27 protein-coding genes are annotated in these 25,432 nt (G+C 68.7%); 17 read left to right on the top strand and 10 right to left on the bottom strand.

Going from position 1 to position 25,432, the window contains the following annotated elements:
* Positions 1–45: 45 nt before the first annotated feature.
* From ACYVKR_RS13395 to ACYVKR_RS13405, 3 genes are all read right to left on the bottom strand, one after another.
* The gene (locus tag ACYVKR_RS13395) at positions 46–1,680 is read right to left on the bottom strand and encodes a SulP family inorganic anion transporter (protein ID WP_460481414.1); all 1,635 of its coding nucleotides are present in this window, start codon (positions 1,678–1,680) and stop codon (positions 46–48) included.
* A gap of 3 nt (positions 1,681–1,683) precedes the next feature.
* Entirely contained in the window at positions 1,684–2,328 is a 645-nt protein-coding gene (locus tag ACYVKR_RS13400) for a ParB-like protein (RefSeq protein ID WP_460481415.1), read from the bottom strand.
* A 105-nt stretch (positions 2,329–2,433) separates the two neighbouring features.
* The gene (locus ACYVKR_RS13405) at positions 2,434–3,177 is read right to left on the bottom strand and encodes a GntR family transcriptional regulator (RefSeq protein ID WP_460481416.1); all 744 of its coding nucleotides are present in this window, start codon (positions 3,175–3,177) and stop codon (positions 2,434–2,436) included.
* Between the two features lie 174 nt (positions 3,178–3,351).
* Here ACYVKR_RS13405 and ACYVKR_RS13410 point away from each other — a divergent pair, with 174 nt between their 5' ends.
* From ACYVKR_RS13410 to ACYVKR_RS13420, 3 genes are read left to right on the top strand one after another with little or no spacing between them, the layout of a single operon-like run.
* Complete coding sequence (locus tag ACYVKR_RS13410; protein WP_460481417.1) at positions 3,352–4,974, top strand: GMC family oxidoreductase; 1,623 nt, start codon at positions 3,352–3,354, stop codon at positions 4,972–4,974.
* 42 nt (positions 4,975–5,016) lie between these two features.
* Positions 5,017–6,000, top strand: a complete 984-nt coding sequence (locus ACYVKR_RS13415; RefSeq protein WP_460481418.1) for a Bug family tripartite tricarboxylate transporter substrate binding protein — start codon at positions 5,017–5,019, stop codon at positions 5,998–6,000.
* A complete protein-coding gene (locus tag ACYVKR_RS13420; RefSeq protein WP_460481419.1) occupies positions 6,000–7,184 on the top strand; it encodes a mandelate racemase/muconate lactonizing enzyme family protein in 1,185 nt (394 codons plus the stop codon). Before ACYVKR_RS13415 ends, ACYVKR_RS13420 begins: the two co-directional genes overlap by 1 nt.
* A gap of 13 nt (positions 7,185–7,197) precedes the next feature.
* Here ACYVKR_RS13420 and fumC read toward each other — a convergent pair whose 3' ends face one another.
* Entirely contained in the window at positions 7,198–8,592 is a 1,395-nt protein-coding gene (gene fumC / locus ACYVKR_RS13425) for a class II fumarate hydratase (protein WP_460481420.1), read from the bottom strand.
* Between the two features lie 393 nt (positions 8,593–8,985).
* Here fumC and ACYVKR_RS13430 point away from each other — a divergent pair, with 393 nt between their 5' ends.
* The 8 genes from ACYVKR_RS13430 (at position 8,986) to ACYVKR_RS13465 (ending at position 14,154) form a co-directional block, all read left to right on the top strand.
* Positions 8,986–9,519: a DUF3617 domain-containing protein gene (locus ACYVKR_RS13430; RefSeq protein WP_460481421.1), complete on the top strand. Its 534-nt coding sequence runs from the start codon at positions 8,986–8,988 to the stop codon at positions 9,517–9,519.
* Between the two features lie 224 nt (positions 9,520–9,743).
* The gene (locus ACYVKR_RS13435) at positions 9,744–11,297 is read left to right on the top strand and encodes a fumarate hydratase (protein WP_460481422.1); all 1,554 of its coding nucleotides are present in this window, start codon (positions 9,744–9,746) and stop codon (positions 11,295–11,297) included.
* Positions 11,298–11,437: 140 nt separating this feature from the next.
* Positions 11,438–11,905: a hypothetical protein gene (locus ACYVKR_RS13440; protein ID WP_460481423.1), complete on the top strand. Its 468-nt coding sequence runs from the start codon at positions 11,438–11,440 to the stop codon at positions 11,903–11,905.
* A 17-nt stretch (positions 11,906–11,922) separates the two neighbouring features.
* Positions 11,923–12,492 (top strand): hypothetical protein, encoded by a 570-nt coding sequence (locus ACYVKR_RS13445; protein WP_460481424.1) that lies wholly within the window; start codon positions 11,923–11,925, stop codon positions 12,490–12,492.
* 63 nt (positions 12,493–12,555) lie between these two features.
* Positions 12,556–12,894: a VOC family protein gene (locus ACYVKR_RS13450; protein ID WP_460481425.1), complete on the top strand. Its 339-nt coding sequence runs from the start codon at positions 12,556–12,558 to the stop codon at positions 12,892–12,894.
* On the top strand, positions 12,894–13,328 hold the full coding sequence (locus ACYVKR_RS13455) for an SAM-dependent methyltransferase (RefSeq protein WP_460481426.1): 435 nt from the start codon (positions 12,894–12,896) through the stop codon (positions 13,326–13,328). Before ACYVKR_RS13450 ends, ACYVKR_RS13455 begins: the two co-directional genes overlap by 1 nt.
* Positions 13,329–13,338: 10 nt before the next feature.
* Entirely contained in the window at positions 13,339–13,650 is a 312-nt protein-coding gene (locus tag ACYVKR_RS13460; protein ID WP_460481427.1) for a hypothetical protein, read from the top strand.
* Between the two features lie 105 nt (positions 13,651–13,755).
* On the top strand, positions 13,756–14,154 hold the full coding sequence (locus ACYVKR_RS13465) for a GFA family protein (protein ID WP_460481428.1): 399 nt from the start codon (positions 13,756–13,758) through the stop codon (positions 14,152–14,154).
* 21 nt (positions 14,155–14,175) lie between these two features.
* Here ACYVKR_RS13465 and ACYVKR_RS13470 read toward each other — a convergent pair whose 3' ends face one another.
* Together ACYVKR_RS13470 and glaH are read right to left on the bottom strand one after the other, a co-directional pair.
* Positions 14,176–15,402, bottom strand: a complete 1,227-nt coding sequence (locus tag ACYVKR_RS13470; RefSeq protein ID WP_460481429.1) for an alpha-hydroxy acid oxidase — start codon at positions 15,400–15,402, stop codon at positions 14,176–14,178.
* Positions 15,403–15,406: 4 nt separating this feature from the next.
* Positions 15,407–16,330 (bottom strand): Fe(II)-2OG oxygenase family protein, encoded by a 924-nt coding sequence (gene glaH, locus ACYVKR_RS13475; RefSeq protein ID WP_460481430.1) that lies wholly within the window; start codon positions 16,328–16,330, stop codon positions 15,407–15,409.
* Between the two features lie 104 nt (positions 16,331–16,434).
* Between glaH and ACYVKR_RS13480 the strand changes: the two genes are divergently transcribed.
* The 4 genes from ACYVKR_RS13480 (at position 16,435) to ACYVKR_RS13495 (ending at position 19,052) form a co-directional block, all read left to right on the top strand.
* Entirely contained in the window at positions 16,435–17,337 is a 903-nt protein-coding gene (locus tag ACYVKR_RS13480) for a LysR family transcriptional regulator (protein ID WP_460481431.1), read from the top strand.
* Positions 17,338–17,368: 31 nt separating this feature from the next.
* Complete coding sequence (locus ACYVKR_RS13485; RefSeq protein WP_460481432.1) at positions 17,369–17,995, top strand: class I SAM-dependent methyltransferase; 627 nt, start codon at positions 17,369–17,371, stop codon at positions 17,993–17,995.
* Between the two features lie 117 nt (positions 17,996–18,112).
* Positions 18,113–18,460: a GlpM family protein gene (locus ACYVKR_RS13490; protein ID WP_460481433.1), complete on the top strand. Its 348-nt coding sequence runs from the start codon at positions 18,113–18,115 to the stop codon at positions 18,458–18,460.
* A 4-nt stretch (positions 18,461–18,464) separates the two neighbouring features.
* Positions 18,465–19,052, top strand: coding sequence for a uracil-DNA glycosylase family protein (locus ACYVKR_RS13495; protein WP_460481434.1), 588 nt, complete (start codon positions 18,465–18,467; stop codon positions 19,050–19,052).
* Positions 19,053–19,060: 8 nt separating this feature from the next.
* Here the strand turns inward: ACYVKR_RS13495 and ACYVKR_RS13500 are convergent, their stop codons facing one another.
* The 3 genes from ACYVKR_RS13500 to ACYVKR_RS13510 all read right to left on the bottom strand — a co-directional run bounded on the left by ACYVKR_RS13500 (position 19,061) and on the right by ACYVKR_RS13510 (position 23,348).
* Complete coding sequence (locus ACYVKR_RS13500; RefSeq protein WP_460481435.1) at positions 19,061–21,256, bottom strand: TonB-dependent siderophore receptor; 2,196 nt, start codon at positions 21,254–21,256, stop codon at positions 19,061–19,063.
* Between the two features lie 208 nt (positions 21,257–21,464).
* A complete protein-coding gene (locus tag ACYVKR_RS13505) occupies positions 21,465–22,331 on the bottom strand; it encodes a polysaccharide deacetylase family protein (RefSeq protein ID WP_460481436.1) in 867 nt (288 codons plus the stop codon).
* Positions 22,332–22,457: 126 nt separating this feature from the next.
* Positions 22,458–23,348 carry a LysR family transcriptional regulator gene (locus ACYVKR_RS13510; RefSeq protein ID WP_460481437.1) on the bottom strand — a complete coding sequence of 297 codons (891 nt, stop codon included), beginning with the start codon at positions 23,346–23,348 and terminating at the stop codon, positions 22,458–22,460.
* Positions 23,349–23,468: 120 nt separating this feature from the next.
* On the opposite strand from ACYVKR_RS13510, the gene ACYVKR_RS13515 reads away from it, so the two are divergent.
* Entirely contained in the window at positions 23,469–24,155 is a 687-nt protein-coding gene (locus tag ACYVKR_RS13515; protein ID WP_460481438.1) for an FMN-dependent NADH-azoreductase, read from the top strand.
* A 139-nt stretch (positions 24,156–24,294) separates the two neighbouring features.
* Here ACYVKR_RS13515 and ACYVKR_RS13520 read toward each other — a convergent pair whose 3' ends face one another.
* A complete protein-coding gene (locus ACYVKR_RS13520; protein WP_460481439.1) occupies positions 24,295–24,465 on the bottom strand; it encodes a hypothetical protein in 171 nt (56 codons plus the stop codon).
* 253 nt (positions 24,466–24,718) lie between these two features.
* Here ACYVKR_RS13520 and ACYVKR_RS13525 point away from each other — a divergent pair, with 253 nt between their 5' ends.
* Complete coding sequence (locus ACYVKR_RS13525) at positions 24,719–25,333, top strand: lipocalin family protein (protein WP_460481440.1); 615 nt, start codon at positions 24,719–24,721, stop codon at positions 25,331–25,333.
* Positions 25,334–25,432 lie beyond the last annotated feature (99 nt).

Here is a 25,432-nt window from a genome sequence, read left to right on the forward strand (position 1 = left end):
GTCGTGGTAGACCGGACCGCAGCAGCATAGCCGATCCAGGGCCCGCTAACGCCCGGCATTGTGCAGGGCCGCCACGGCGTCGTCCACGCTCCAGGCCGCATACGCGCTGGCCGGCAGCGCGGGCAGGTTCACGCGCTCAAGCAGTTCGCGCACAGCATCCTTGGTGCGCGCCAGCACCAGCGGCAGCCCGAGCTGCTGCAGGTGCGCGGCGAACTCGGCCAGCGCCTCCACGCTGGTGCCGTCGAGGTCGGGCGACTCCTCCAGGCTCAGCACCACGGCGCGCAGGCCCGCGCCGCGCTGGGCCTCGACGCGTTCGCGGATGGCGGCAAAGATCGCATCGGCGTTGCCGAAGAACAGCGGCGCCTCGGGCCGCGCGATCAGCAAGCCCAGCACCGCCACCGCCTCGGGGTGGCGCGCGGTGTCCACATAGTCGCGCGACTGCGGCAGATGCCCCAGCCAGCTCACGCGCGGCTCGGCAAAGCGCCTGAGCAGCATGGCGATGCTGACCGCAATGGCCAGCAGCAGGCCGTCGAGCACGCCTAGCAGGATCACCGCGGCAAACGCCGCCAGCACGACGAAGCGGTCGCGCCGCCAGGCGAAGTACGGCCGCACGGCCACGGGGTTCAGCGTATGGGCCACGGCATGGATGACGATGGCCGCGAGCAGCGGCTGGGGAATGCGCTCCATCCACGGCAGCAGCTGCCACACCAGCAGGCCCACCACGGCGCAGGCGATCAGGCCCGCGGCCTTGCTGCGCGCGCCCGCCACCTCGTTGGCCGAGCTGGCCGAATACCCGGCCCCCACCGGCAGGCCCTGGAACAGCGCCGACAGCGCATTGGCCGCGCCCAGCGCCAGCAGGTCGCGGTTGGGCGAGACCGCATCGCCATGGCGCAGCGCCAGGCTGCGGATGGAGCTGTACGACTCGGCATACAGGATCAGCGCCAGCGCCATGGCCAGTTGCCCCGCGCGCAGCCAGTCGGCCAGGGCCAGCGCCGGCACCTCGGGCCGGCTGCCGCCCAGGGCCAGCGTGCCCACGGCCGGGATGCCCCAGGCCCGGCCATAGCCCAGCGCATCGAGCGCAATGCCCGCGGCGATCACCAGCAGTGCGCCCGGCACCGCCTTCCAGCGCGCGAGCAGGCGCAGCACCAGCAGCGCCGCCAGCAGCATCGCCAGGCCATAGGGGTTCCACTGCCGCCACTGGCCCAGCAGGTCCCAGGCATGGTGCAGGAAGTCGCTGTGCGCCGGATGCACGCCCACGGCCAGCGGCAGCTGCTTGACCACGATGGTCAGCGCCAGCCCCAGCGCAAAGCCGCGCAGCACCGGCTTGGCGATGAACTGCGAGACCGCGCCCAGGCGCGCCAGCCCGGCCAGCGCGAAGATCGCCCCGGCCACCAGCACCATGGCCACGCCCATCAGGTGGCGGTGCCCGTCGCTCACATGCAGCACCGAGGCCGTGGCCGCCGCCAGCACCGCGGCCGACGACGACGTGGACGAGACGATGGCAAAGCGGCTGCTGCCCAGCAGCCCATAGGCCAGCAGGCCGGCGAACAGCGCCACCACGCCGGCCTGCGGCGGCATGCCGGCAATGCCTGCGTAGGCCACGGCCTCGGGCAGCAGCAGCCCGGCGATCGACAGCCCGGCCACCCAGTCCGCCCCGGCGGGAAGCACAGGCGCACGCATGTCTCAGGCCCTGGCGGCGGCAGGCTCATCCACACCGGACCAGCCCGGCAGAAAGCGCGCCCGAGGGCTGCGCGCCAGGGCCACGGCGGACACCACCGCGGCCTGCGGCAGCCCTTGGCCGTCGACGCCGCGCAGCGCCCCCTGGTCGAAATGCGGGCGGAAGAAGTCCGCCCACAGAAACTCGGTGAACGGCGTCGCATCCTTGGCGTAGCCGCCGGCCTTGCGCACCTCGCCGGCCAGGCTGCGGTAGGGATCGTCCTTGAGCTGCGACAGGCGCTTGGGGATGGATGCGAACTCGTGGCGCCGGCCTTTTTCGTCGTAGGGATGCGCCCAGTGGTGGAACTCCATCAGCCGCCAGAACAGGCCGGTCTCTACCTCGCTGAAGTCGGCCAGCTGCATCACCCAGACCTGCGCCACCTGCTCCTGCGTCAGCGCCTGGCCCAGGTGGTGGTGGTCGACGATGTAGAAGCGCCCGCGCGGCCCGCGCACCGCCGGGAACCAGTGGCTTTGCAGCAGCTTGCCGCGGGCCTTGGGCTTGAGCTGCGCCCACTGCGCGCGCTTGACGGCCACCTCGGCCGCGCCCACCGTCATCTGCGTGGGCCGCAGATCGGCGAGAGCAGCCTGTTCCATATGCTGCTGGGCGGGCATGTGCGTCTCCTGCAGAGCCTGTGATGCGCCATTGTGTGCCATGGCCTGCAGGCGGCACCAGCGGACGCTGCAAACCTTTGCAAAGGCGGGAAACGGTGACCCAGCCTAGGGCCGCTGCGGCGGCGCCAGGTCCATCTCCAGGCGGAACAGTTCGCCCCGGTAGGTGACGTGGGCCAGGTAGATGACGCGCCGGTCCCGGTCGGTGAAGACGCGGCGCACCTCGGCCACCGCATCGCCCACGTGCATGTTCAGCAGCCGCGCCACGTCCATGTCGGCATTGCCGATCGTCAGCACCTGGCGGGCCTGCGCGATGCCGCCCTGCCCGCGCTGCGCCAGCAGCGGGATGACGGCTTCGCTGCGGTAGCGCTCGGGCGCCGTGCGGAAGATGGCCTCGTCGAGGTAGATCTCGATCACGCAGTAGGGCTCGTCGTGCTCGGAATGCACGCGCCGCATGTACACGTAGCGCTCGGCCGGCGTGCCGTCGTCCGCATGCAGCGGGGCTTCGGACAGCGATTCGTTGATGGTGACGATGCGCGGCCGCGTGTCCTGGAAGGCCTGCGCCAGCGCGTCCACCGAAGCATGCACGGTCTGCCACTCACGCTGCCAGCGCCGCTGCGGCGGGGTGCCGGTGACGAAGGTGCCCTTGCCGCGCTGCGGCGACACCAGGCCTTCGCGCGCCAGCAGGTCCACCGCCTGCCGCACGGTGACCCGGGCGACGCCGAACTCGGCCATCAGGGCTTCCAGCGACGGCAGCTTCTCGCCGTGCTTCCACAGGCCGCGCGCAATGCGCCGGCGCATCAGGTCGGCAATCTGCAGGTAGAGCGGAACAGCGGTATCGGAGAAGGACATGGGCGTCGAAAGCGGCGGGCTGGGCGAGGTCGGTGGCGTGCGGCCCATCATAGGTGCGTTGCCAGCGGCGGCCCGGCGACTCCAGGGAAAACACCCATAGTTTAAACATCCTATCTATAGAACTATATAACTTAATCCTTCCACAACCGCCTCGACTTCAGCGCCCGCCCCTCCATGCCATCCGCACACACCGCCGCCGCCACAGCCTGGGACTACATCATCATCGGCGCAGGCTCCGCCGGCTGCGTGCTGGCCAACCGCCTGAGCAGCGATCCCAGTTGCCGCGTGCTGCTGCTGGAGGCCGGTGGCCGGGCAGGCAGCTTCTGGCTCAAGCTGCCGGTGGGCTACTTCCGCACCATCTACGACCCGCGCTTTTCCTGGCAGTTCGCCACCGAGCCGCAGCCCGAGACCGGCAACCGCGCCATCGTCTGGCCGCGCGGCAAGGTGCTGGGCGGCTCCAGCGCCATCAACGGCCTGCTCTACATCCGCGGCCAGCACGCCGACTACGACGACTGGGAACGACTGGGCGCCACGGGCTGGGGCTACCGCGACGTGCTGCCCTTCTTCAAGCAGTCGGAGCGCTACGACGGGGCGCCTTCGCCCTACCACGGCGTGGAAGGCGAGCTGGGCGTCTCGGACCTGCGCAACGACCACCCCTATTGCCGCGCCTGGCTGCAGGCCGGGCAGGAGGCCGGCTTCGCGGCGACGGACGATTTCAACGGCGCGCACGATGCGGGGCTGGGCGCCTACCAGCTCACGCTGCGCGGCCGCTGGCGCTGCAGCGCGGCCGACGCCTTCCTGCACCCCATCGCCGCGCGGCCCAACCTCACCATCGCCACGGGCGCCTTGGTCAGCCGCATCGCCATCGAGCATGGCCGGGCCGTGGGCGTGGAATGGGCCCAGGGCGGCGAGCGCCTGCAGGGCCGCGCCGGGCAGGAGGTGATCCTGGCCGCCGGCGCGCTGCAATCGCCGCAGATCCTGCAGCTCTCGGGCATAGGGCCGGCGGAGCTGCTGCGGCGCCACGGCATCGCGGTGCAGGTGGATGCGCCCGAGTGCGGGCGCAACCTGCAGGACCACTACCAGGCCCGGGTGATCGTCAAGCTCAAACACCGGCTCTCGCTCAACGACGACATCCGCAACCCGCTCAAGCTCGCGCAGATGGGCGCGCAATGGGCCCTGGGCCAGCGCGGGCCGCTGACGGTGGGCGCGGGGCAGGTCGGCGGGCTGGTGTGCAGCGAGCACGCCGAAGGCGGCCGCCCCGACCTGCTGTTCAACGTGATGCCGCTGTCGGTCGACAAGCCGGGCGATCCGCTCCATGCGTTCTCGGGCTTCTCGGCCTCTGCGGCGCAGTGCCGGCCGCGGTCCATGGGGCAGGTCGAGATCCGCTCGGCCGACCCGGCGGCGGCGCCACGCATCGTCACCAACTACCTGACCGACCCGCACGACGCCAGGGTGCTGGTCTCGGGCCTGGAGATCCTGCGGGACATCTACCAGCGCCCCAGCTTCCGCGGCCTGCTGGCCCAGGACGAATACGCGCCGGGGCACGCGCTCCGGTCCAAGGCCGAGCTGGAGCAGTACGCGCGCCACAAGGGCGGCACGGTGTTCCATGCCAGCGGCACCTGCCGCATGGGCTCGGACGAGCGCGCCGTCGTCGACCCGGCGCTGCGCGTGCGCGGCATAGACCGGCTGCGCGTGGTCGATGCCTCGGTCATGCCGCGCATGGTTTCTACCAACACCAATGCCGCCGCCATCCTCATCGGCGAAAAGGGCGCGGCGCTGATCCGCGCCGCTGCCTGAGCCCCACCCGACCTGCACCCCAGCCACCCAAGGAGACCGATCTTGAGCTTCCGACACACCATCGCGGCCCTGTGCGCCGCAGGCGCCGTGCTGGCGCCGCTGGCCGCCGGGGCGGCAGGCGATGCCGCCTACCCGGCCCGGCCCATCACCTTCATCGTGCCCTTCCCGGCCGGCGGCGTGATCGACGCCACCGCGCGCATGCTCGCGGAGAAACTGCAGGTGCAGCTGAAGACCCCGGTGCTGGTCGACAACCGCCCCGGCGCGGGCGGAACCATAGGCACGGCGCTGGCCGCGCGCGCCGCGCCCGACGGCTACACCTTCCTCATCGGCGATGCGGCGACGCAGATCTACAGCCCGGCCATCTTCAAGAACGTGAAGTACGACCCGGTCAAGAGCTTTGCGCCGATCGGCCAGATCAGCTACGGCCCGCTGGTCGTGCTCGTGGGCCAGCGCAATCCTGCCAAGTCCATCGCCGAGCTGATGGAGGAGATCAAGGCCGGCGGCGAGAAGATCGACTACGCCAGCAACGGCAACGGCAGCACGCCACACCTCGCCACGGAGATGTTCAAGCAGGTGACGGGCTTCAAGAGCACGCACATCCCCTTCAACGGCGGCCCGGCCGCGATGACGGCGCTAGGCGCGGGCGATGTCGCCTATTCCATCAACCACATCCCGCTGGCGATGAGCATCATCGCCACCAGCCGGGTCAAGCCGGTGGCGACCACCGGCGCCAAGCGCTCGCCCGTCTTCCCCGACCTGCCCACGCTGGGCGAAATCGGCGTCAAGGGCTACGATGCCTATTCGTGGATCGGCCTCTTCGCGCCGGCCGACCTGCCCGCGGCCCTGCAGCAGCGCATGTCGGCCGAACTCCGCACCGCCCTGCAAGACCCCGAGCTGCAGAAGAAGATGGCCGCGCAGGGTGACGAGGCGCTCTACCGCAACCCGGACGAGCTGCGCCGCTACGTGGCGGCCGAGTCCGCGCGCTGGGTGCCGCTCATCCATTCCACAGGCATCGCGCTGAACTAATGCCAGCCCTCTCCCCACCCAAGCCCATGGCCCAGCCCACCGACACCGCCTTCCAGATCGAGAAGATCGACGTCTTCGTGCTGCGCGTGCCGGCTGATCCGCCGGTGCAGACCTCGTTCGGCACCATGAAGGACCGCCCTGCCGTGCTGCTGCGCGTGGTGGACCGTGACGGGGCCCATGGCTGGGGCGAGATCTGGAGCAACTTCCCGACCGTCGGGGCGGAGCACCGCGGACGCATGGCCGCCACCTACCTGCCGCCGCTGGCCTGCGGCCGGCGCTGGGAGTCGCCCCCAGCCTGCTTCGCGGCGTTGACGGAGCAACTGGCCGTGCTCGCCATCCAGGCCGGCGAACCGGGCCCCATCCAGCAGGTGCTGGCCGGGCTGGACATCGCCCTCTGGGACTTGGTCGCGCGCCGTGCGGGCCTGCCGCTGTGGCAATTGCTGGACGCACCGCCGTCGGCCGCGCCGCCGGCCATCGCGCTGTATGCCTCGGGCATCAATCCCACCGCCCCGGAAAAGCTCGCTGCGCACAAGCTCGCCGAGGGCTACCGGGCCTTCAAACTGAAGGTGGGCTTTGGCGCGGAGCGCGATTTGCGCAACCTGGCCGCCGTGCGCGAGGCGATCGGGCCGGACCTGCCCTTCATGGTGGATGCCAACCAGGCCTGGAGCGTGGGCGAGGCCATTGCCGCCGGCCGCCGCATGGCGGGCTTTGGCCTCGGCTGGCTGGAGGAACCCGTGCGTGCCGACACCCCGAACGCCGACTGGACCCGGATCGCGCGCGAGCAGCCGCTGCCGCTGGCCGGCGGCGAAAACCTCGCCGGAGTCGCCCCGCTGGCGGCCTTTGCCGCCACGCCGGGCGTGGCCGTGGTTCAGCCCGACATCGGCAAATGGGGCGGCTTCAGCGGCTGCGTGGAGGTCGGGCGGGCCGTGCTGGCGCAGGGCAAGCGCTTCTGCCCCCACTGGCTGGGCGCCGGCGTGGGCCTCACCGCGTCACTGCACCTGAAGGCGGCCGTCGGCGGCCCCGGCTATGTGGAGGTGGACGCCAACCCCAACCTGCTGCGGGACCTCTTCGCGGGCGACGCCTTCCAGGTGAACGCTGGCCAGGTCTCGCTGCATGGCGCTCCGGGCCTGGGCATAGAGCCTGACCTTGCCGCTTGCCGCGACTACCTGACCTACCAGGCTTGAAGGTGCCTGCGCCCTACAGGTTGCCCACCATCTGCTCGGGAACCACCCACAGGTCGAACTGCTCGGCCGTCACATGGCCGCTGGCAATCGCCGCCTCGCGCAGGCTGGAGCCTTCCTTGTGCGCCTTCTTGGCAATGAAGGCCGCCTTGTCGTAGCCGATGTGGGTGTTGAGCGCCGTCACCAGCATCAGCGAGCGGCCGACCAGCTCGGCGATGCGCTCGCGGTTGGGCTCGATGCCCACGGCGCAGTGGTCGTTGAAGCTGACCATGCCATCGGCCAGCAGGCGCACGCTCTGCAGAAAGTTGTGCGCCACCAGCGGGCGGAACACGTTCAGCTCGAAGTTGCCCGAGGCGCCGCCGATGTTGATGGCCACGTCGTTGCCGAAGACCTGGGCGCACAGCATGGTCACCGCCTCGGACTGCGTGGGATTGACCTTGCCCGGCATGATGGACGAGCCCGGCTCGTTCTCGGGGATGAAGATCTCGCCCAGGCCGCTGCGCGGCCCGCTGGCCAGCCAGCGCACGTCGTTGGCGATCTTCATCATGCTTGCCGCCAGGGTCTTGAGCGCGCCGTGCGCGGACACTAGCGCATCGCACGAGCCCAGCGACTCGAATTTGTTCGGCGAGGTGACGAAGGGGTAGCCGGTGATGGCCGCCAGCTCTTTCGCCACGCCCTCGGCATAGCCCTTGGGCGCATTCAGCCCCGTGCCCACGGCCGTGCCGCCCAGCGCCAGCTCGTACAGGTGCGGCAGCGCGGCGCGCACGTGCTTCTCGCCATGCGCGAGCTGCGCCACCCAGCCCGAGATTTCCTGGCCCAGCGTCAGCGGCGTGGCGTCCTGCAGGTGGGTGCGGCCGATCTTGACGATGTCGGCAAAGGCTTCGCTCTTGGCAGCCAATGTTTCGCGCAGCCTGGCGATGGCCGGCAGCAGCTTCTGCTCGATGGCGGTGACGGCCGCCACGTGCATGGCCGTGGGGTAGACGTCGTTGCTGGACTGGCTCTTGTTCACGTCGTCGTTGGGGTGCACCAAACGCGCTTCGCCGCGCTCGCCGCCCAGCAGCTCGCTGGCGCGGTTGGCCAGCACCTCGTTGACGTTCATGTTGGTCTGCGTGCCCGAGCCGGTCTGCCAGACCACCAGTGGGAACTCGCCCGGGTGCCGGCCGGCGATGACCTCGTCGGCGGCCGCGACAATGGCCTGGGACTTCTTCTCGTCCAGCAGGCTCAGCGCATGGTTGACGGTGGCCGAAGCCTTCTTCACCTGGGCCAGCGCCCGGATGATCTCGCGCGGCTGCTGCTCGCCGCTGATGTCGAAGTTCTGCAGCGAGCGCTGCGTCTGCGCGCCCCAGAGCCGGTCTGCGGGAACGTCGATGGGGCCGAAAGTGTCTTTCTCCTGCCGAACAGCAGTCGTCATACGAAAACTCCTTGAATGCGAGCACAAACAAAGGCGGCACAGGTGGCTTGGGAGGGCATGGCGCGATCGGCACGCCGCGGCCGTTGGCTGGTGCATTCCGCCGGAACAACGAAAACGAAGTGCCGCATCTCGCCAGCATGGCTGCGGCACAGCGGCACCATGCTAGCCAGTCCGCAGAAACCATGACGGCGCGGCAGGCAACGCGGCCCTTGCCCAGGCAAACGGATGCCGGCGGACCATGGCTGAAATCCATGGTTACGATTTCGGCCGAACTCGGGCACGCGCCTGCCATGGAGGCCCGAAATAATGGCCCGGCCGCACAATAGGCAGACACAGGAGGGCGCGCGCCGGCGGCCGCTCCCGCCTATCCATCCAGACAGATCAGGAGAGAACATGCGCCGTTTCCACCTTTCCTCGGCCTTGCCCGCCAGCCTCGCAGGCATCGTGATGCTCACGGCCTCTTTCGGGGCCTCGGCACTGGAGTACCCCACCCGCAAGGCCGGACTGTGGCAGATCACCACCAACAGCACCACCGGAACCACCAAGAACCCCGAGCAGGTGACGCTGCAGTGCCTGGACAAGGCCAGCGACCAGGCACTGCAGAAAATGGGCGCCGGCATGATGGCCGGCATGAAGTGCGAGAAGAACGACAGCACCAAGGACGGCAACAAGTACATCGGCCACTCCATCTGCCAGATGGGGGCCTCCAAGCTGGAGTCGAAAAGCGTGATGTCGGGCGATTTCGAACAGGCCTACACGATGACCGTCGACTCCAGCTTCAATCCGCCGATGGCCGGCGTTTCGGGCAGCAAGACGACCATGGCCGCCAAGTGGCTCGGCCCCTGCAAGGTCGACCAGAAGCCAGGCGACGTGATCGTCAACGGGCAGAAGATGAATCTGTTGAACCTGGGCGGCGCCAAGAAGTGAGCCACGCCGCAGCCGCCGCGATTCCATCCTGGGCACCTTCGGGTGCCCTTTTCCATTCCCAATGCCGCGGTGGCCTGGCCGCCTGCGCATTCCACCCTGCGGTATTCACCCCAGTCTTCTATAAGAGTTCTCGGGCTTTGCCGGCACGGGCATCCGCCCAAGGCCGATAATTGCCGGGTTTTCCCCGCGCCACCCAGGCGCCCCATAACCCGAGAAGCTTCACGATGACCACGACCATCCGCCAGCAGGACCTGATCGACTCGATCGCAGGTGCCCTCCAGTACATCAGCTACTACCACCCCGCTGACTATATCCAGCATCTGGCCCGCGCCTACGAGCGCGAGCAAAGCCCCGCGGCCAAGGATGCGATGGCGCAGATCCTGACCAACTCCAAGATGTCCGCCACCGGCCACCGCCCGATCTGCCAGGACACCGGCATCGTCAACGTCTTCCTCAAGGTGGGCATGGACGTGAAGTGGGACGGCTTCACCGGCAGCCTGGAAGACGCCATCAACGAAGGCGTGCGCCAGGGCTACAACCACCCCGACAACACGCTGCGCGCCTCGGTCGTGGCCGACCCGCAGTTCGCCCGCAAGAACACCAAGGACAACACGCCCGCCGTGATCTCGGTGCAGATCGTGCCCGGCGACAAGCTGGACATCACCGTGGCCGCCAAGGGTGGTGGCTCGGAAAACAAGTCCAAGATGATCATGATGAACCCCAGCGACAACATCGTCGACTGGGTGCTCAAGACCGTGCCCACCATGGGCGCCGGCTGGTGCCCGCCGGGCATGCTGGGCATCGGCATAGGCGGCACGGCCGAGAAGGCGGTGCTGCTGGCCAAGGAAAGCCTGATGGAAGACCTGGACATGTACGAACTGCAGGCCAAGGCCGCCAGCGGCGCCAAGCTCGACCAGGTCGAGGAACTGCGCCTGGAGCTGTACGAGAAGGTCAACGCCCTGGGCATCGGCGCGCAGGGCCTGGGGGGCCTCGCCACCGTGCTGGACATCAAGATCAAGATGTACCCCACGCACGCGGCCTCCAAGCCCGTGGCCATGATCCCCAACTGCGCGGCCACGCGCCACGCCCATTTCGTGATGGATGGCTCCGGTCCCGTGTACCTGGAGGCGCCCTCGCTGGACCTGTGGCCCAAGATCGACTGGGAGCCGGACTACAACAAGTCCAAGAAGGTCGACCTGAACCAGCTGACCAAGGAAGAAGTCGCCAGCTGGAAGCCCGGCGACACGCTGCTGCTCAACGGCAAGATGCTCACCGGCCGCGACGCCGCGCACAAGCGCATCCAGGACATGCTGGCCAAGGGCGAGCAGCTGCCGGTGGACTTCACCAACCGCGTGATCTACTACGTCGGCCCCGTGGACCCCGTCAAGGGTGAGGCCGTCGGCCCCGCCGGCCCCACCACCGCCACGCGCATGGACAAGTTCACCGACATGATGCTGGAGCAGACCGGCCTGATCGCCATGATCGGCAAGGCCGAGCGCGGCCCGGTGGCCATCGAGAGCATCAAGAACCACAAGTCGGCCTACCTGATGGCCGTGGGCGGCGCGGCCTACCTGGTCTCCAAGGCCATCAAGGCCGCCAAGGTCGTGGGCTTCGAGGACCTGGGCATGGAAGCCATCTACGAGTTCGACGTGGTCGACATGCCCGTGACCGTGGCCGTGGACGCGGGCGGCACCAGCGCCCACATCACCGGCCCCGCCGAATGGCAGAAGAAGATCGCCAGCGGCGAATTCAAGGTGATCGAGGTGGCCTCGGCTTGAGGCGACGCCGGCGAGGATCGCGGACCCGATTTGCGGCCTGGTTCTGGGCCCCAGATGCCAGCCGCACACAAAAAGTCCTGATCCTCGGCACGCTGCTGTTGTTCCTGGGCGCGCTGCCTCCCTTCATCTGGCGGGGCTTCGTGCCCAGCCCGCAATGGATGCAGCTGGCGGCCTGGCTTAGCGGCCTGCTCACGCTCGCCAGCTGCTTGTTGCTGTGGCGGCTACACCGCCGCGGCCTGTGGCAGGCGGGCGAGCCCTGGCCCAGCATGGGCCGCGTCAAGCGCGCCTTCATGCTGCCGCTGTGCCTGCTGCTGGTCTACTTTTGCTTTTGGCTGGGCCTGGCCGGCACCCTGCCCATGGCCTACACCGCCGTGCTGGGCCAACCCGCCATCTACCCGACCCTGGCCGAAAGAAAACGCGACTCGGGCCGCTACAGCTGCACCCACCAGATCAAGCTGCGCAGCATCGACTACCTGTTCTTCGAATACTGCATCGGCAGCGAGCGCTATGGCGAACTACCCGCCCATCAGCAGATGCCGGCGCTGGTGCGGGTCAAGCGCAGCTGGTTCGGCGACAGCGTGCAGTCGCTGCGGTTGGCGGCTCCCTGAACCGATTTTTCGATCCCATGCCATTCCTGTTGATCCCGTTGCTGCTGCTGGCCGGCAGCGGCTTTGCACTCAGCCTGTCGCTGCACCTGCCCACGCTGCTGGGCTACCCGCCTCTGGTCACGCAGTGGTTGGGTGAAAAGCATACCGAGTTGCTGCCCGGCGCCATCACCGCGGGAATCTTCGTGGTCTGGCTTCCGGCAACCGTGATCGCCAACCGCATCGGCGGCGGCCGCGGCACCCGGTTCTCGTGGAAGCCGGTGCTGGCCGGTTGCCCGCCCTGGATGCTGTACGCGGTCTATGGCCTGGTCGGCTACGCCGTCCTGAATTTCTTCATCGCGCTCAGCGATGGTCCCCGCGTCAACAACCCCCATGGCGATCCGCTGCCATTCGCGCGCGTAGCCGGAGGCCATTGGCTGCTGTTCTACGGCGCGGCCTTCGCCATTTTCTGGTCGGCCCTGCAGCGCGCCGGCCTGCTGCGCAGCCGCCAGTGCCCCACCGGCCACACCGTCAGCCACGCAGACCGCTTTTGCCCACTATGCGGCCTGGCGGTGCCGGGCAGCGAGCACGACCTGCGCGAACCGCGCTGAAAAGCGCCAGGCTTTCTCGTTGCGGCAGAATCCAGGCATCGCCCCAACCAGCCAGGAGCTGCCATGCCGCTGACCGTCCTTCTCCGTTGCCGCGATCTCGAGGAGACCCGCCGCTTCTACCAATCGGTGCTGGGCTTTGGCGTCCGCGATACGGCGGAAGGCACGCTCAGCGCCGAGCATTCCGGCAGCGTGCTCATCTTCACGGCCTCCGACCTGTGGGGCAGTCCGCTCGCCTTTTCCGGCACCTTCTACTTCAGCGTGCCGGACGTGGATGGCTACTTCGCCTCGGTGCAGGACAGGGCCACCATCGCCTGGCCCGTCCAGGACATGCCCTATGGCTCCCGGGAGTTCGGCGTCAAGGACTGCAACGGCTACCACCTGGCCTTCCGCCGCGCCAGTTGATGAGCTCCGCCCTTTCACCCCGGCTGGCGAGGATCGTTGACGCACTGCCGCTGCGCCCGGGCATGCGTGTGCTCGAGATCGGCTGCGGCCCGGGTGCCGCCGCCCGGGCCGTGTTGCAGCGGATCGGCACTGGCCACGTGCTGGCGATCGACCGCTCCGCCACCGCCATTGCCCAGGCCGTGGCCGGCTCTATCGCAGAGCTGGCTTCGGGGCGGCTGGAATTTCGCTGCGTCGCCGTGGAGGATTTCGCGCTGGCCGACGGCGAGCCGCCCTACGACCTCGCGTTCGCGGTGCGGGTCGGCGCGCTGGACGGGCGCCATCCCGAGGCGGGCCGCGCTGCCTTCGTGCGGCTGCGGCAAGCGCTGGAGAAGGACGGGCGGCTGTTCATCGACGGCGGCGATCCGCTGAAAGAAATTGCGCTGGGCCCGGCCTGACGCGTTCCCCATGCAGATCGAATGCACCCGCCACCTCGATGCCAGCGAGCCCGATGAAGATGGCGGGCATGACTATTACTACGAGTACGACATCTACCGCTTCACCGATGGTGCGCTGTGCCTGGTCGCCCGCAGCTACACCGACGAGCCGGACGAGGCGCACTTCCTGAACCTGCTGGAGCACGGCCAGTTGCGGCTGCTGGCCGATGCCGATCTTGCGCACCCCTTGCTGCTGGCGGCGCGGGCCCATCTGCTGGCCACCGGCAAGACCCGGCTGCACTGGCTCAGCGGCCGGGGCCAGGGCTACGAGCCCCTGCCCTAGCCCATTCCCGCGTGCGCCAACGGGCATTGGCCGTGCGGCCAGGCGCAGGCGTTAGGATTTTCGGATCTGCACGCGGTGCAGCCACCAGATACCAAGGAGATGAGGATGAAGGGTTCCTGCCTGTGCGGCGCCATCGAAGTCACGGCCCAGAGCCACCACGAGGCCGGCCTGTGCCACTGCAGCATGTGCAGGCGCTGGACCAGCGGGCCGATGTTCGCCGTGCATTGCGGCCCGGACGTGCAGTTCAGCGGCGATGCGCCCGCCGTCTACCGCTCGTCCGACTGGGCCGAGCGGGGCTTTTGCGGCAAGTGCGGCACGCATCTGTTCTACCACCTGCTGCCCGCCAACGAGTACGTGCTGTCGGTCGGGCTGTTCCAGGACGAGCCCTTCCACCTCGCCAGTGAGATCTTCATCGACGAGAAACCGGCGTACTACGAGCTGAGGAACGAGACCCGCAAGCTGACGGGCCAGCAGGTCTTCGACCAGTACGCCACCGGCGACTGAGGGCTGACCCAGCGGCCCGAATCAAGCGCCGGGCGCGAGGCACTGTGCCGTGACCTCGCTCATCGCGCAGGCGCCCAGCATGGCCATGTTGCGGTCCACCTCCTCGCGCAGCAGCGTGATGGCATGGTCGACACCGGGGGCGCCGCCCACCGCCGCCGCGTACATGAAGGGGCGGCCCAGGAACACCATGCGCGCGCCCAGCGCGACGGCCTTGAGCACGTCGCCGCCGCGGCGGACGCCGCTGTCCATCATCACCACGGTGCGATGCCCCACCTGGTCCACGATGCGCGGCAGCAGGGTCAGCGGGGCGGCCGCGCCGTCCAGCTGCCGGCCGCCGTGGTTGGAGACGATGATGCCGTCCGCGCCCATGCTCGCGGCGGTCGCGGCGTCGGCCTCGTTCAGGATGCCCTTGATGACCAGGTGGCCCGGCCAACGCGCGCGGATCCGCTCCAGGTGCTGCCAGTTCAGGTGGTCCCGGCCCGTGGTGTCACGGATGGCGGAGCTGGACAGGATGGGCGCGCCGCGCGTGGCGAACGAGTTCTCGAAATGCGGCATGCCATGCAGCGCCAGCGTGCGCAGGAAGGTACCGGCCAGCCAGCGGGGCCGCGCCAGCCCGTCCCAGGCCAGCCGCAGCGAGGGGCGCAGCGGCATCGAGAAGCCGGTGCGCACATTGTTCTCGCGGTTGGCCCAGACGGGAATGTCGACGGTGACCACCAGCGTGCCGAAGCCGGCCGCCTGCACGCGGTCGATCAGCCCGTCGATGCGGCTGGCGTCGCCCGGCAGGTAGGCCTGGAACCAGGTGCCGGGGGCCGCCCGTGCCACCTCTTCCATGGGGATCAGCGAGGTGCCGCTCATGATGGCGGGGATGCGCGCGCTGGCCGCCGCCTGCGCGAGCACCAGGTCGCCACGGTAGGCCGAGATCGCACTGATGCCGACCGGCGCTATGCCGAAAGGGCTGTCCCAGGTCTGCCCGAACAGCGTGGTCTGCTGGCTGCGGCGGGAGACATCGACCATCACCCGCGTGCGGAAGCCGTGCCGGGCAAAGGACTGCCGGTTGGCCTGCAGCGAGGCGTTGTCCTCGGCCGCGCCGGCGATGTAGCCGAACAGCGGCCGTGGCAGGTGCCGCCGCGCCGCGGCCTCGAAATCGTCCAGCGACAAAATGCGCTGCAGCCGGCGCGGCAGGCCGCGGCGCTGGCCATAGGCAGCCTGGGCGGGGGCCTGCGGGGCGGAAAGGGTGGAAGCAGTCATGGGCTTACTGGGCGAAGGTGCCGCGCAGGCGCATCAACTCGCGGTGCAGTTGCTCATTGCGCTCGAACGGCGCGCGGCCATGCACGTAGAAGTAGTTGTTGAGCACCACCAGGTCGCCCACGGGCAGGCCCACGGTGCGGGTGCCGGGCGAGCTTTCCATCGACTCGGACAGGGCCTGCAGGTAGGCGGCCTGGGCGCCGTTGGCGGGCTGCACGAACTGGTCGATGAACGAGATCGAGAGGCCAAACTCGCCGAGGAAGAACACCGGCCGCTCCACCCGGTCGCTCACGTTCTTGGAGCCGGGGGCCTTGTAGAGCATGGGCTGCGAGCCCAGCGGGTCCTGCACGAAGCGCTCGCACTCGCTCCAGTCGTCCAGGTGCAGGAAGCGCGATTCGCCGCCGGCCGCGTGCTGCTCGGCGAACTTCATCATCAGCAGCCAGTCCGTGGCCTCGGAGACGAAGGTGCCGTCGGTGTGCATGGTGAACAGGCGGTAGGCCTGGCGCAGGTAGGAGTCGCTGGCGTCCGTGTGCTTGACGAGGAAGCGCGCGTAGTAGGCGCCGGACATGGAGTCGTGGTTGCTCGGCCCCAGCAGGTGGCCGATGGCCGTGCCGAACTTCACGAAGTCGGCGCTGTCCTCGCTCACGCCCTCCAGCCCCAGCGTGAAGCCGCCGTGCCGGCGGTCTTTGACGATGCGTACCAGCGTGGCCGCGAAGTCCTCGCCCAACCGCGCCACCAGCGCGCGGGCCAGGTGAAAGCGCATGAAGGGCACGTACTCCAGGTTCTGCACGTCGATGTGGCGCACATCGTCCAGGAAGCCGGCCAGCGCCTGCGCGTCCAGGTGCAGGTGCAGCAGGCGCGGGTGCTCGGGATGGGGGCTGATCTCGTAGCGGGCTTTCTGGCTCAGGTGCTGGGGCAAGGTGGCGTTCATCGGTGGCTCCTCAAAAAAGATGCCTCCATTGAAGCCGAGTTGTTTGATAGCATCCATAGGTTTAAATTTATTCTTTTATTCAATTTAAAGATTAAAAACCACCAATGCTGACCTACCGACAACTGGAGCACTTCGTCGCCGTCGCGCAGGAGCTGCACTTCTCGCGCGCCGCCGACCGGCTGGGCATCGCCCAGTCGGCCGTCAGCGTGCAGATACAGCAGCTGGAGCGGGAGCTGGGCGTGCGCCTGCTGCAAAGGCACAAGCGCGCGCCCATCACGCTGACCGACGCGGGCGAGCTGCTGTACGCCGAGGCCGTGGCCGCCCTGCGCCACATGGAGCGGGCGCAGCAGGTCGGGCTGCTGGCGGCGCAGGGCCTGGGCGGGCATGTGCGGCTGGGCTACGTGGCCTCGGCCGTCACCTCGGGCCTGCTGACGCGCATGCTCGGGCACTTCCGGCCCGGGCACGAGCAGGTCCACATGCAGGTCATCGCCATGGAGACGCCGCGCCAGCTGCAGGCGCTCGAATCCGGCGAGATCGACGTGGGCCTGGTGCGCACCCGGCGCCGCTATCCCGACGGGGTGGAAACGGCCGTGGTGCACAGCGAGCCGCTGATCGTGGCCATGTCCGAGAACCACCCGCTGGCCCGCAAGCCCTCGCTGAAGGCCGCGGACCTGGGCAACCAGACCTTCATCGCCCCGCAGTTCAACGAGACCGAGGGCTTTGCCGAGGTGCTGGCGCGGCTGGCCGCCGTGGCGGGCTTCTCGGCCACCGCGACCTACCGCGTGAACGACTTCATCACCGCCACCAGCCTGGCCGCCGCGGGCTACGGCATCGTGGTGCTGCCCGAGTCCAGCCGCCTGTTCAGCCAGCCCGGCGTGACCTTCCGGCCGGTCAGCGACTTCCGCGAAACGGTGTCGCTGGCCCTGGCCTACCGCCGGCGCGAAGGTTCGCCCGCGGTGCGTGCCTTCGTGACCGTCGCGCGGCAGTGCGACTCCACTACCATGTAGGCCGAAAGCCTTTCCGACCCTCCGCCCCGCCATGGACACCCAGCCCCTTCCCTTCTCCCAGGCCTGCGAGAACAACCGCGCGCCCATCCTGGCCGTGCTGCAGGCCGCGTTCGCCGACCGCAGCCATGTGCTGGAAATCGGCTCGGGCACCGGCCAGCACAGCGTGTACTTTGCGCCGCGCCTGCCGCACCTGGTCTGGCAGACCAGCGACCTGGCCGAGAACCACCCCGGCATCGCCGCCTGGCATGCGGCGCACCCGGCGCCCAACCTGCGGCCGCCGCTGCACTTCGACCTGCTGGCGGATGCCTGGCCCGCCACGGCAGAGGCTGGTGCAGGCGCCTACGACGCGGTCTTTTCCAGCAACACCGCCCACATCGTGGGCTGGCCGCTGGTGCGGCGCATGTTCGCGCTGGTCGGCGGGCACCTGCCCCCGGGCGGGCAGTTCGCGCTCTACGGCCCGTTCAACTACGGCGGCGACTACACCAGCGACAGCAACCGCGCCTTCGACCAGTGGCTGCGCGAGCGCGATGCGCGCAGCGGCATCCGGGACTTCGAGGACATCGTGGCACTGGCCGCCCAGCAGGGACTGGCGCTGGAACACGACCACGCCATGCCGGCCAACAACCGGCTGCTGGTGTTCGTGCGGCAAGATCTGTGATGCAAAAAAGATAGCTTCTGGCGCTCATCCACAGCCATTTTCAATATCAAACATATTTACAACCCAAGAATGGAAAGCGCCAGCAGCTATGATTATTGACAACCACCCGAACGATCCATGGCACTCTTCCTGAAATGCCTGCTGGGCGCCGCGGCCGTGCTGCTGATCGCGCTGCTGTCCAAGTCCAAGAGCTTCTTCATCGCCGGCCTGGTGCCGCTGTTTCCCACCTTTGCGCTGATCGCGCACTACATCGTGGGCAGCGAGCGCAGCGCGGCCGACCTGCGGGCCACGGCGCTGTTCGGCCTGTGCTCGCTGCTGCCGTATGCGGTCTACCTGCTGGCGGTGTACTGGCTGAGCGTGCGGCTGACGCTGGCCGCCACGCTGACCTGGGCGACCGTGGCCTGGGCGGTCTGCGCGGGCCTGCTGCTGCTCGTGTGGACGCGGGCGCACGCCGGCGCGCTGTAGCCGCATGCCCGCCGCCCCGCTGCCCGCCTTGCTGGCCGAGATCCGCGCCTGCACGGCCTGCGCCGACCTGCCGCTGGGGCCGCGCCCCGTGGTGCAGGCCGGTGCCACGGCGCGCATCCTGATCGCGGCCCAGGCGCCGGGCCGCAAGGTGCACGAGACCGGCATCCCGTTCAACGACGCCAGCGGCGAGCGCCTGCGCGCCTGGTTGGGCCTGCCGCCGGAAATCTTTTACGACCCGGCGCGCGTCGCCATCGTGCCCATGGGCTTCTGCTTTCCCGGCACCGGCCGCTCGGGCGACCTGCCGCCGCGCCCCGAGTGCGCGCCGCTGTGGCGCGCGCAGCTGCTGGCCGAGCTGCGGCAGTTGAGGCTCACGCTGGTCATCGGCCGCTACGCGCAGGCCTGGCACCTGCCCGGCGCCGGCGGACAGACGCTGACCGAGGTGGTCGCCGACTGGCCCGCGCGCTGGCCCGCCACCGTGGCCCTGCCCCACCCCAGCCCGCGCAACAACCTATGGCTCAAGCGCAATCCCTGGTTCGAGGCCGAGCTGCTGCCGGCGCTGCGGCCGCTGGTGCAGCAGGCGCTGGCCGCCTAGAACTTGTCTTAGAACTTGTACTTCACCATCAGCGTGGCGTTGCGCGGCGCCTGGTAGGTGATCTGGCCGTAGGCGTCGAACATGCCGTAGTACTTGCGGTTCGTGACGTTGTTGACGTTGAGCTGCGCCGACAGCTGCGGCGTGAATTCGTAGCGCGCCATCAGGCTGGCGAGCGCATAGGCGCCCTGCTCCACGCGCTGGGTGGCGCCCTGCGGATCGACGGCGTTGGTGTAGGTGCTGCCCTGCCAGGTGACGCCGCCGCCCACCGTGAGCGCGCTCCAGGCGCCGGGCAGGCGGTAGGTGGTGAACAGCCGCAGCAGCTTGCGCGGGTAGAGGCTGTTCACGTCCGTGCCGTTCACGTCCTTCAGGCGGAACTGCGTGTAGCCAGCGCTGACGTTCCAGCCCCGCGCCAACTCGCCGGCCAGCTCCAGCTCGAAGCCGTTGCTGGTCGCGCCGTCCGAGACGCGGTAGGCGGTCTCGGGCAGGCCGCCCAGGCCGGGGATGGTCTCCGTGGTGGCCACGGCCAGGTTCTTCTGCTTGATGTGGAACACGGCCGCCGCCGCATTGACGCGGCCGTCCAGGAATTCGCCCTTCACGCCGGCCTCGAAGCTCTTGCCCTTGATGGGCTCGATGTAGCTGCCGGTGATGTCGCGCGCGTTCTGCGGCTGGAAGATGTCGGTGTAGCTGCCATACAGCGACAGCTGTTTGCTCACGTCGTAGACCAGGCCGGCATAGGGCGTGATCTCGCCGCTTTGCTTCAGGCGGTAGGGGTTGCTATAGCGCTCGTCGCCGGTCTTGGTGTAGTTGGTGACGCGCGTGCCCAGGATCAGCTTGAGCGGATCGCTGAGGTTGAAGCGCGCCGCGCCGTAGAGGGCGTCCTGCCGGGTCTCGCTCTGGCCGTAGTACTCCAGCGAGCCCCAGGCCGGCTCGGGGTAGGCGCCGCTCCAGTTGTTGAAGTCGCTGGCCATGCCGAACGACGGTGTGGCGGCGCGGTCGTCGGCGTGGAAGCGCTGGCGCGAGCTGCTCAGGCCGAACGCCAGCTCGTGCTCGCGGCCGAAGAGCTGCACGGTGCCGCTGGCCTGGGCGCCGATGTCGTCCTGCTTGGTGCGCACCTTGTACGAGGCGGCGAAGGCCGACATGCCCAGGCCGGTGGCCATGCTGGGCGCGCCCGACAGGTACAGCAGGTGCGAGTCGGCCTTGCGGTCGCTGTGGTTGTAGCTCAGCTTGAGCTTCCAGTCGTTGGCGAGCCGGTGCTCCAGCGATGCGAAGTAGCTGTTGTGGTCGGTGTTCCAGCGCGCCCAGTCGGCGGCGGTGGACTTGGAGACATCCCAGTCGGTGCGCATGCCCTCGCTGTACCAGACGGGCAGGCCGCCCCACATCGGGCGGCGGGTGTCGAACTTCTGGCTGCCGAAGCCGGCCGTCAGCAGCGTGCTCGGCGTGAGGTCGGCCTCGAAGGTGGCGAAGAGCGTGCCGTTCTTGGTGCCCAGGCCGCTGACGTGGCTGTCCTTGTCGGCAAACTCGCCGACGATGCGGGCGCGCACCGTCTTGGCCTCGTTGAGCGGCGTCGACAGGTCGACCAGGGCGCGGCGCTGGTTCCAGCTGCCGGCCTCCAGCTCGACGCTGCCGGTCAACTCCTTGCTGCTGGCGCGCTTGCGCACCAGGTTGATGGCCGCCGACGGGTCGCCCGCGCCGGTGGTGAGGCCCGTGGCGCCGCGCACCACTTCCACGCGGTCGTAGGTGGCCAGGCTGGTGAAGATCTCGCCCGAGCTCCACGGCTGCTCCCAGGTGGAGGGCACGCCGTCGATCAGCAGGGTGTTGATGTTGAAGCCGCGCGCGGTGAACTGGCCGCGGCTGGTCTCGTACTGGTTGACGAAGACGCCGGGCGTGTTGTTCACCACGTCGGTGATGGTGCGCAGGCTCTGGTCCTCGATGCGCTGCTGGGTCACCACGCTCATCGATTGCGGCGTTTCGCGCAGGCTCAGGCCCAGCGGCGTAGCGGTACGGGACACCCCGGTCGTCGTGTACGAGCCCGTGCCCTCCGTGGTCTCGGTCTGCCCGCTGGCCTCGACGGTGACGGCGGGCAGCGTGCTCTCCGCCTCCTGCGCTGCAGCGAGCAGCGGAATGGCCATGGCCATGCACACGGTGAACTGCTTGAGCGGGCCGCGCGGGTCGGTGGAGGGGAATGGCTGATGGGCCCTGGTCATTGGTGGTCCTGCTGGAAATGCTGCTGAAAGGTGCTGCCGGGAAAGTCAAAATCCCGATGCCCTTCCCGCGCTGCCGCACGCCGAATTCCACAGGGATTCAAACACAATTGAGAATCATACTCATTTACATTAAAGAAATGTAATCCACGGCGGCACTGTTGGCGACAAGCAACGGCCGGCGCGACCGGCGCGAAACTTGGAATGCAGGCTAGGGCAGCAGATCCTGCGCGCGCAGCTTTGGCGTTTCATAGACGGAATCCTCCGCCGGGTAGCGCAGCCCGTCGATGCCCTTTTCCTTGGCCAGGGCCCATATGACGCTTTCGCCGGCCGGCAGCGTGCTCGGCTGGGCGGCATAAAGCGGGTCGTCGAACGCGGCCTTCGGCGACACAAAGGTCCAGCCGCGCGCGCGGAAGGCCGCGATGACCTCGGGCAGTGCCGCCGCATTGAGCCCGCTGGTGTGCAGCAGCATCACGTGGGCGGGGCTGCGCCCCAGCACCTGCCGGGCCAGGCCGTCGTAGTAGGTGGCCCGGTCGAGCAGATGCGCGACGTAGGCCGCCTTCACCCGCGCGGCCTTGCCGTGCTCGCCCCGGCCGGCAAACGCCGCATAGACCTGGTTGTAGTACCAGTCGCTGGCGTCGATGGACACCGGCGCCGGCCGGTAGCCATGGGTCTGCATCCACGCCCGGATGCCGTCGCGCTTCTCGCGGGTGTCGCCCTCCTTCAGGTACGGAAAGCGCAGCCGCGGGCTCCAGGCGGGAAGGTGGCGCAGCACCTGGTCGGCCTGCTCCACGTCGTGGATGAAGTCCGCCAGCGGTATCGCCGCCAGGCTGCGGTGCGTGGACGTGTGGTTGCCCACGCCGTGCCCCGCGCGAGACCAATCCGCGATAAGGGCCAGCCCCTCGCCCGTTCCCGTGCGCGCCAGCGATGGGAAGACCATGGCCGTGATGCCCGCCTCCTTCAGGTGGGCCAGCATCCGGGCATTCCAGTCCTTCGCCTCAAGCTGCGTATTGGGGTTCAAGCCATCGTCGAACGTGAGGCTCAGCGTCTGGGCCCAACCGGCCGATGCGAGCAACATCACGGGCAACACCAGGAGCCTGCGCCATCCACCTTGCATGAAAAATCCCCTATCCATCCAATGGTGTCGATAGTAGCAAGCACCTCCGCGCGCGCTTTGCAAGCGGAATTGAAAATGCCTTGATCCTCAGCCCTGGCGCTTGAACCAGTCCAGCAGGCCCTGCAGGCGCTCGCCGGCCGGGTGGCTGGGCAGGAAAACCGCCCAGTAGCTCGGCCCCGGCAGCGCGACCGGGGACAGCAGCGCCAGCGCACCGTCTTCCAGCAAGGGCCCGACCAGCACCCGCGAAGCCAGCACGGCCCCCTGCCCCGCCAGCGCGGCATCGAGCGCATGGATTTCCTCGGAGAAGACCTGGCTGGGGCGCGGCGCCGGTCCGCCGGCCCGCACGTGGGCCAGGGCCTGCCAGCGCGCCCAGTCGGGCGCATGGGCCGAGGGTGATCTCCAGCGGTAGTGCAGCAGGGGCAGCGCCAGGATCTGCTCCGCCGACAGTTCGGTGCCCGGCGCGACCAGGCCGGGCGCGCACACGGGCACGAAGCTGTCGGGAAACAGCCGGTGCCACTCGGCGCCGGCGCCCGGCTTCTCGGCATAGCGGATGGCCATGTCGATGCCCGAAGCGTGCAAGTCCGTCGGTCGGTCGTCGGCCTCGACCACCACCTCCAGCCCGGTCTGCGCGCGCAGCTGCGGCAGGCGCGGCATCAGCCAGCGGCTGGCGAAGGCCATGGTGACCGACAGGCGCAGCGGCCCGCCCGGGCCGTCCACCGCCAGTGCCTCGATGCCGGCGGCGATGCTGTCGAGCGCATCGCGCAGCACGGGAAAGAGCTTTTCGCCCGCGGCCGTCAGCCGCAGCGGGCGCGGGTAGCGGCGAAACAGCTCCACGCCCAGCAGGTCTTCGAGCTGCCGCACCTGGTGGCTGATGGCCGTGGGCGTCAGGTGCAGTTCCTGCGCCGCGCGGGTGAAGTGCAGGTGGCGGGCCGCGGCCTCGAAGGCGCGCAGGCCGTGCAGCGGGGGAAGCTTTCGCAAAGGCTGGCACTCCGGTTTCACGATGAATCTCATTCATCATAGCCCTGAAATATCAGCGTTGGTCAAGCCGGCGGCCGGTCCCTACAGTGGCGCCATCGCAACCACTTCAGGACCATAGCCATGACCACCTTGCTGCGCATCGACGCCAGTGCCCAACTCGAGGCACGCTCCCTCACCCGCCGGCTGACCGGCCTGTTCACCGACACCTTCCTGCAGGCCGAGCCCGGCGCGCGGGTCATCGTGCGCGACGTGGGCCACACGCCCATTCCTGCGATCGACCACCGCTTCATCCACGCCGCTTTCACGCCGCCCGCGGCGCGCGAAGCCTGGATGCACGAGCGCCTGGCCCTGTCCGACCAGCTGGTGGACGAGGTGAGGCAGGCCGACGTCATCGTGATGGGCGCGCCCATGTACAACTACGGCCTGCCCACGGCGCTCAAGGGCTGGATCGACCACGTCGCCCGCATCGGCGAAACCTTTTCCTTCGACCTGGCGCGCGGCGACTACCCCATCGAGCCCACGCTCTCGGGCAAGCGGCTGGTGGTGCTGTCGGCACGGGGCGAGTTTGGCTTCCAGCCCGGCGGCCCACGCGCGCACCTGAACGCGCTGGACCCGGCCCTGGCGGCCTGCGCGCACTATTTCGGCGTGGCCGCCGGCGCGATCGACACCGTGGCCATCGAGTACCAGGAATTCAAGGACGCCCGCCACGACCAGTCGGTGATGGCCGCACTGCGCAGGACGCGCGAGCTGGCCCTGCGCCTTACGGCGGATTCCACAATAGATGAGCACTCCGCGCTTGCTATGTAAGTATTTCAATATGAAATCCATCTGAAATCATTTAATAGCAAGCGCTAACAGCTATTCTTTTTGATAATCCAGGCCAGAAAAAAGCCCTCCGAGGAGGGCATTTCTTCGTATCCGTGCAGCAGCGCTGCAGCAGACTGGCTTAGCCGCCCTTGTGGGTGCGCTTGCCGGGGTTCTTCTTGCTGCGGGTGGCGGTGCCACGGGCGCGGCTGGCCTGCTGGCCACGGCCGGGGGTGGGCAGCGACTTGCCATTGGGCAGCGGCGGCTGGGGAGTGAACTTGCGGTCGGCTTCGGTAACGATCTTGTTGCCCATCTTGACACCTCGTGAAAAATGCAAAAGCCGCTATTAGGCCATAGTTGCCGGGCGCTTCCGGGAAACGGCGGGCAATCCCGGTGACTCCCCCTGGTTTTACCGGGATGGCCGGCGTGGTTTTGGCGCCAAAGGGCACAACTGGATGCAGCTTTTGCCTACATGGCGGGCCCTCTGGTACTTGTAAATTTTTGGGCATACGCTACGCTTTTTGAAAGCACAATGACGACTGCCCGAGAACGGAGAAAGGCTGCACATGAAGGCGGAAGACGAACCCCAAACCCAAACCCGCGGCAACAGCCGGCTGTGGATTCCCGCCGTGCTGGTGGGCCTGTCCGCGCTGGCCACCTACCTGGTGGTCGCCGGCCGCAGCGGCGGCCGGCAGGAGCCGGCGCTGCCCGTCGTACCGGTGGCCGATTTCGACGTGGACCGCTTCCTGGGCGACTGGTACGAGATCGCCCGCATCGAGCAGGGCTGGGGCCGGCCGCTGATCCGCACGCGGGTGGAGTACAGCCTGGCCGACAGCGGCGCGCTGGAGATCGTCAGCCGGGGCTTCCACCCCGGCACCAACCGCTGGGCCGAGTCGCGCGGCAGCGCGCGCTTTGTCGAGACCCCGCCCACCGGCGCGATGAAGGCCTCGTTCTTCGGCCCGTTCACCGAGGACTACCACGTGGTCGCGCTCGACCCGGACTACCGCTGGGCGATGATCATGGGCGACGCGCCCGAGTCGTTCCGGCTGCTGTCGCGCTCGCCGGTGCTGGACGGCGACCTGGCCGACATGCTGATCGACCAGGCCGTCGCCATGGGCGTGGACGCCGACCGCGTGCACTGGGTGATGCAGGACGGCGTGAACCCGACCGGCGGCTGGTGAAGCAACCCTGCCCTCCAAAAGGCCGCCTCCGGGCCAATGCCAGTCAGATAACGCTGACTGGCATTTTTTTCGTTGGGAACTTGTTCGCTCGGTTCTTGA

The organism is Comamonas humi (genome assembly GCF_054782535.1).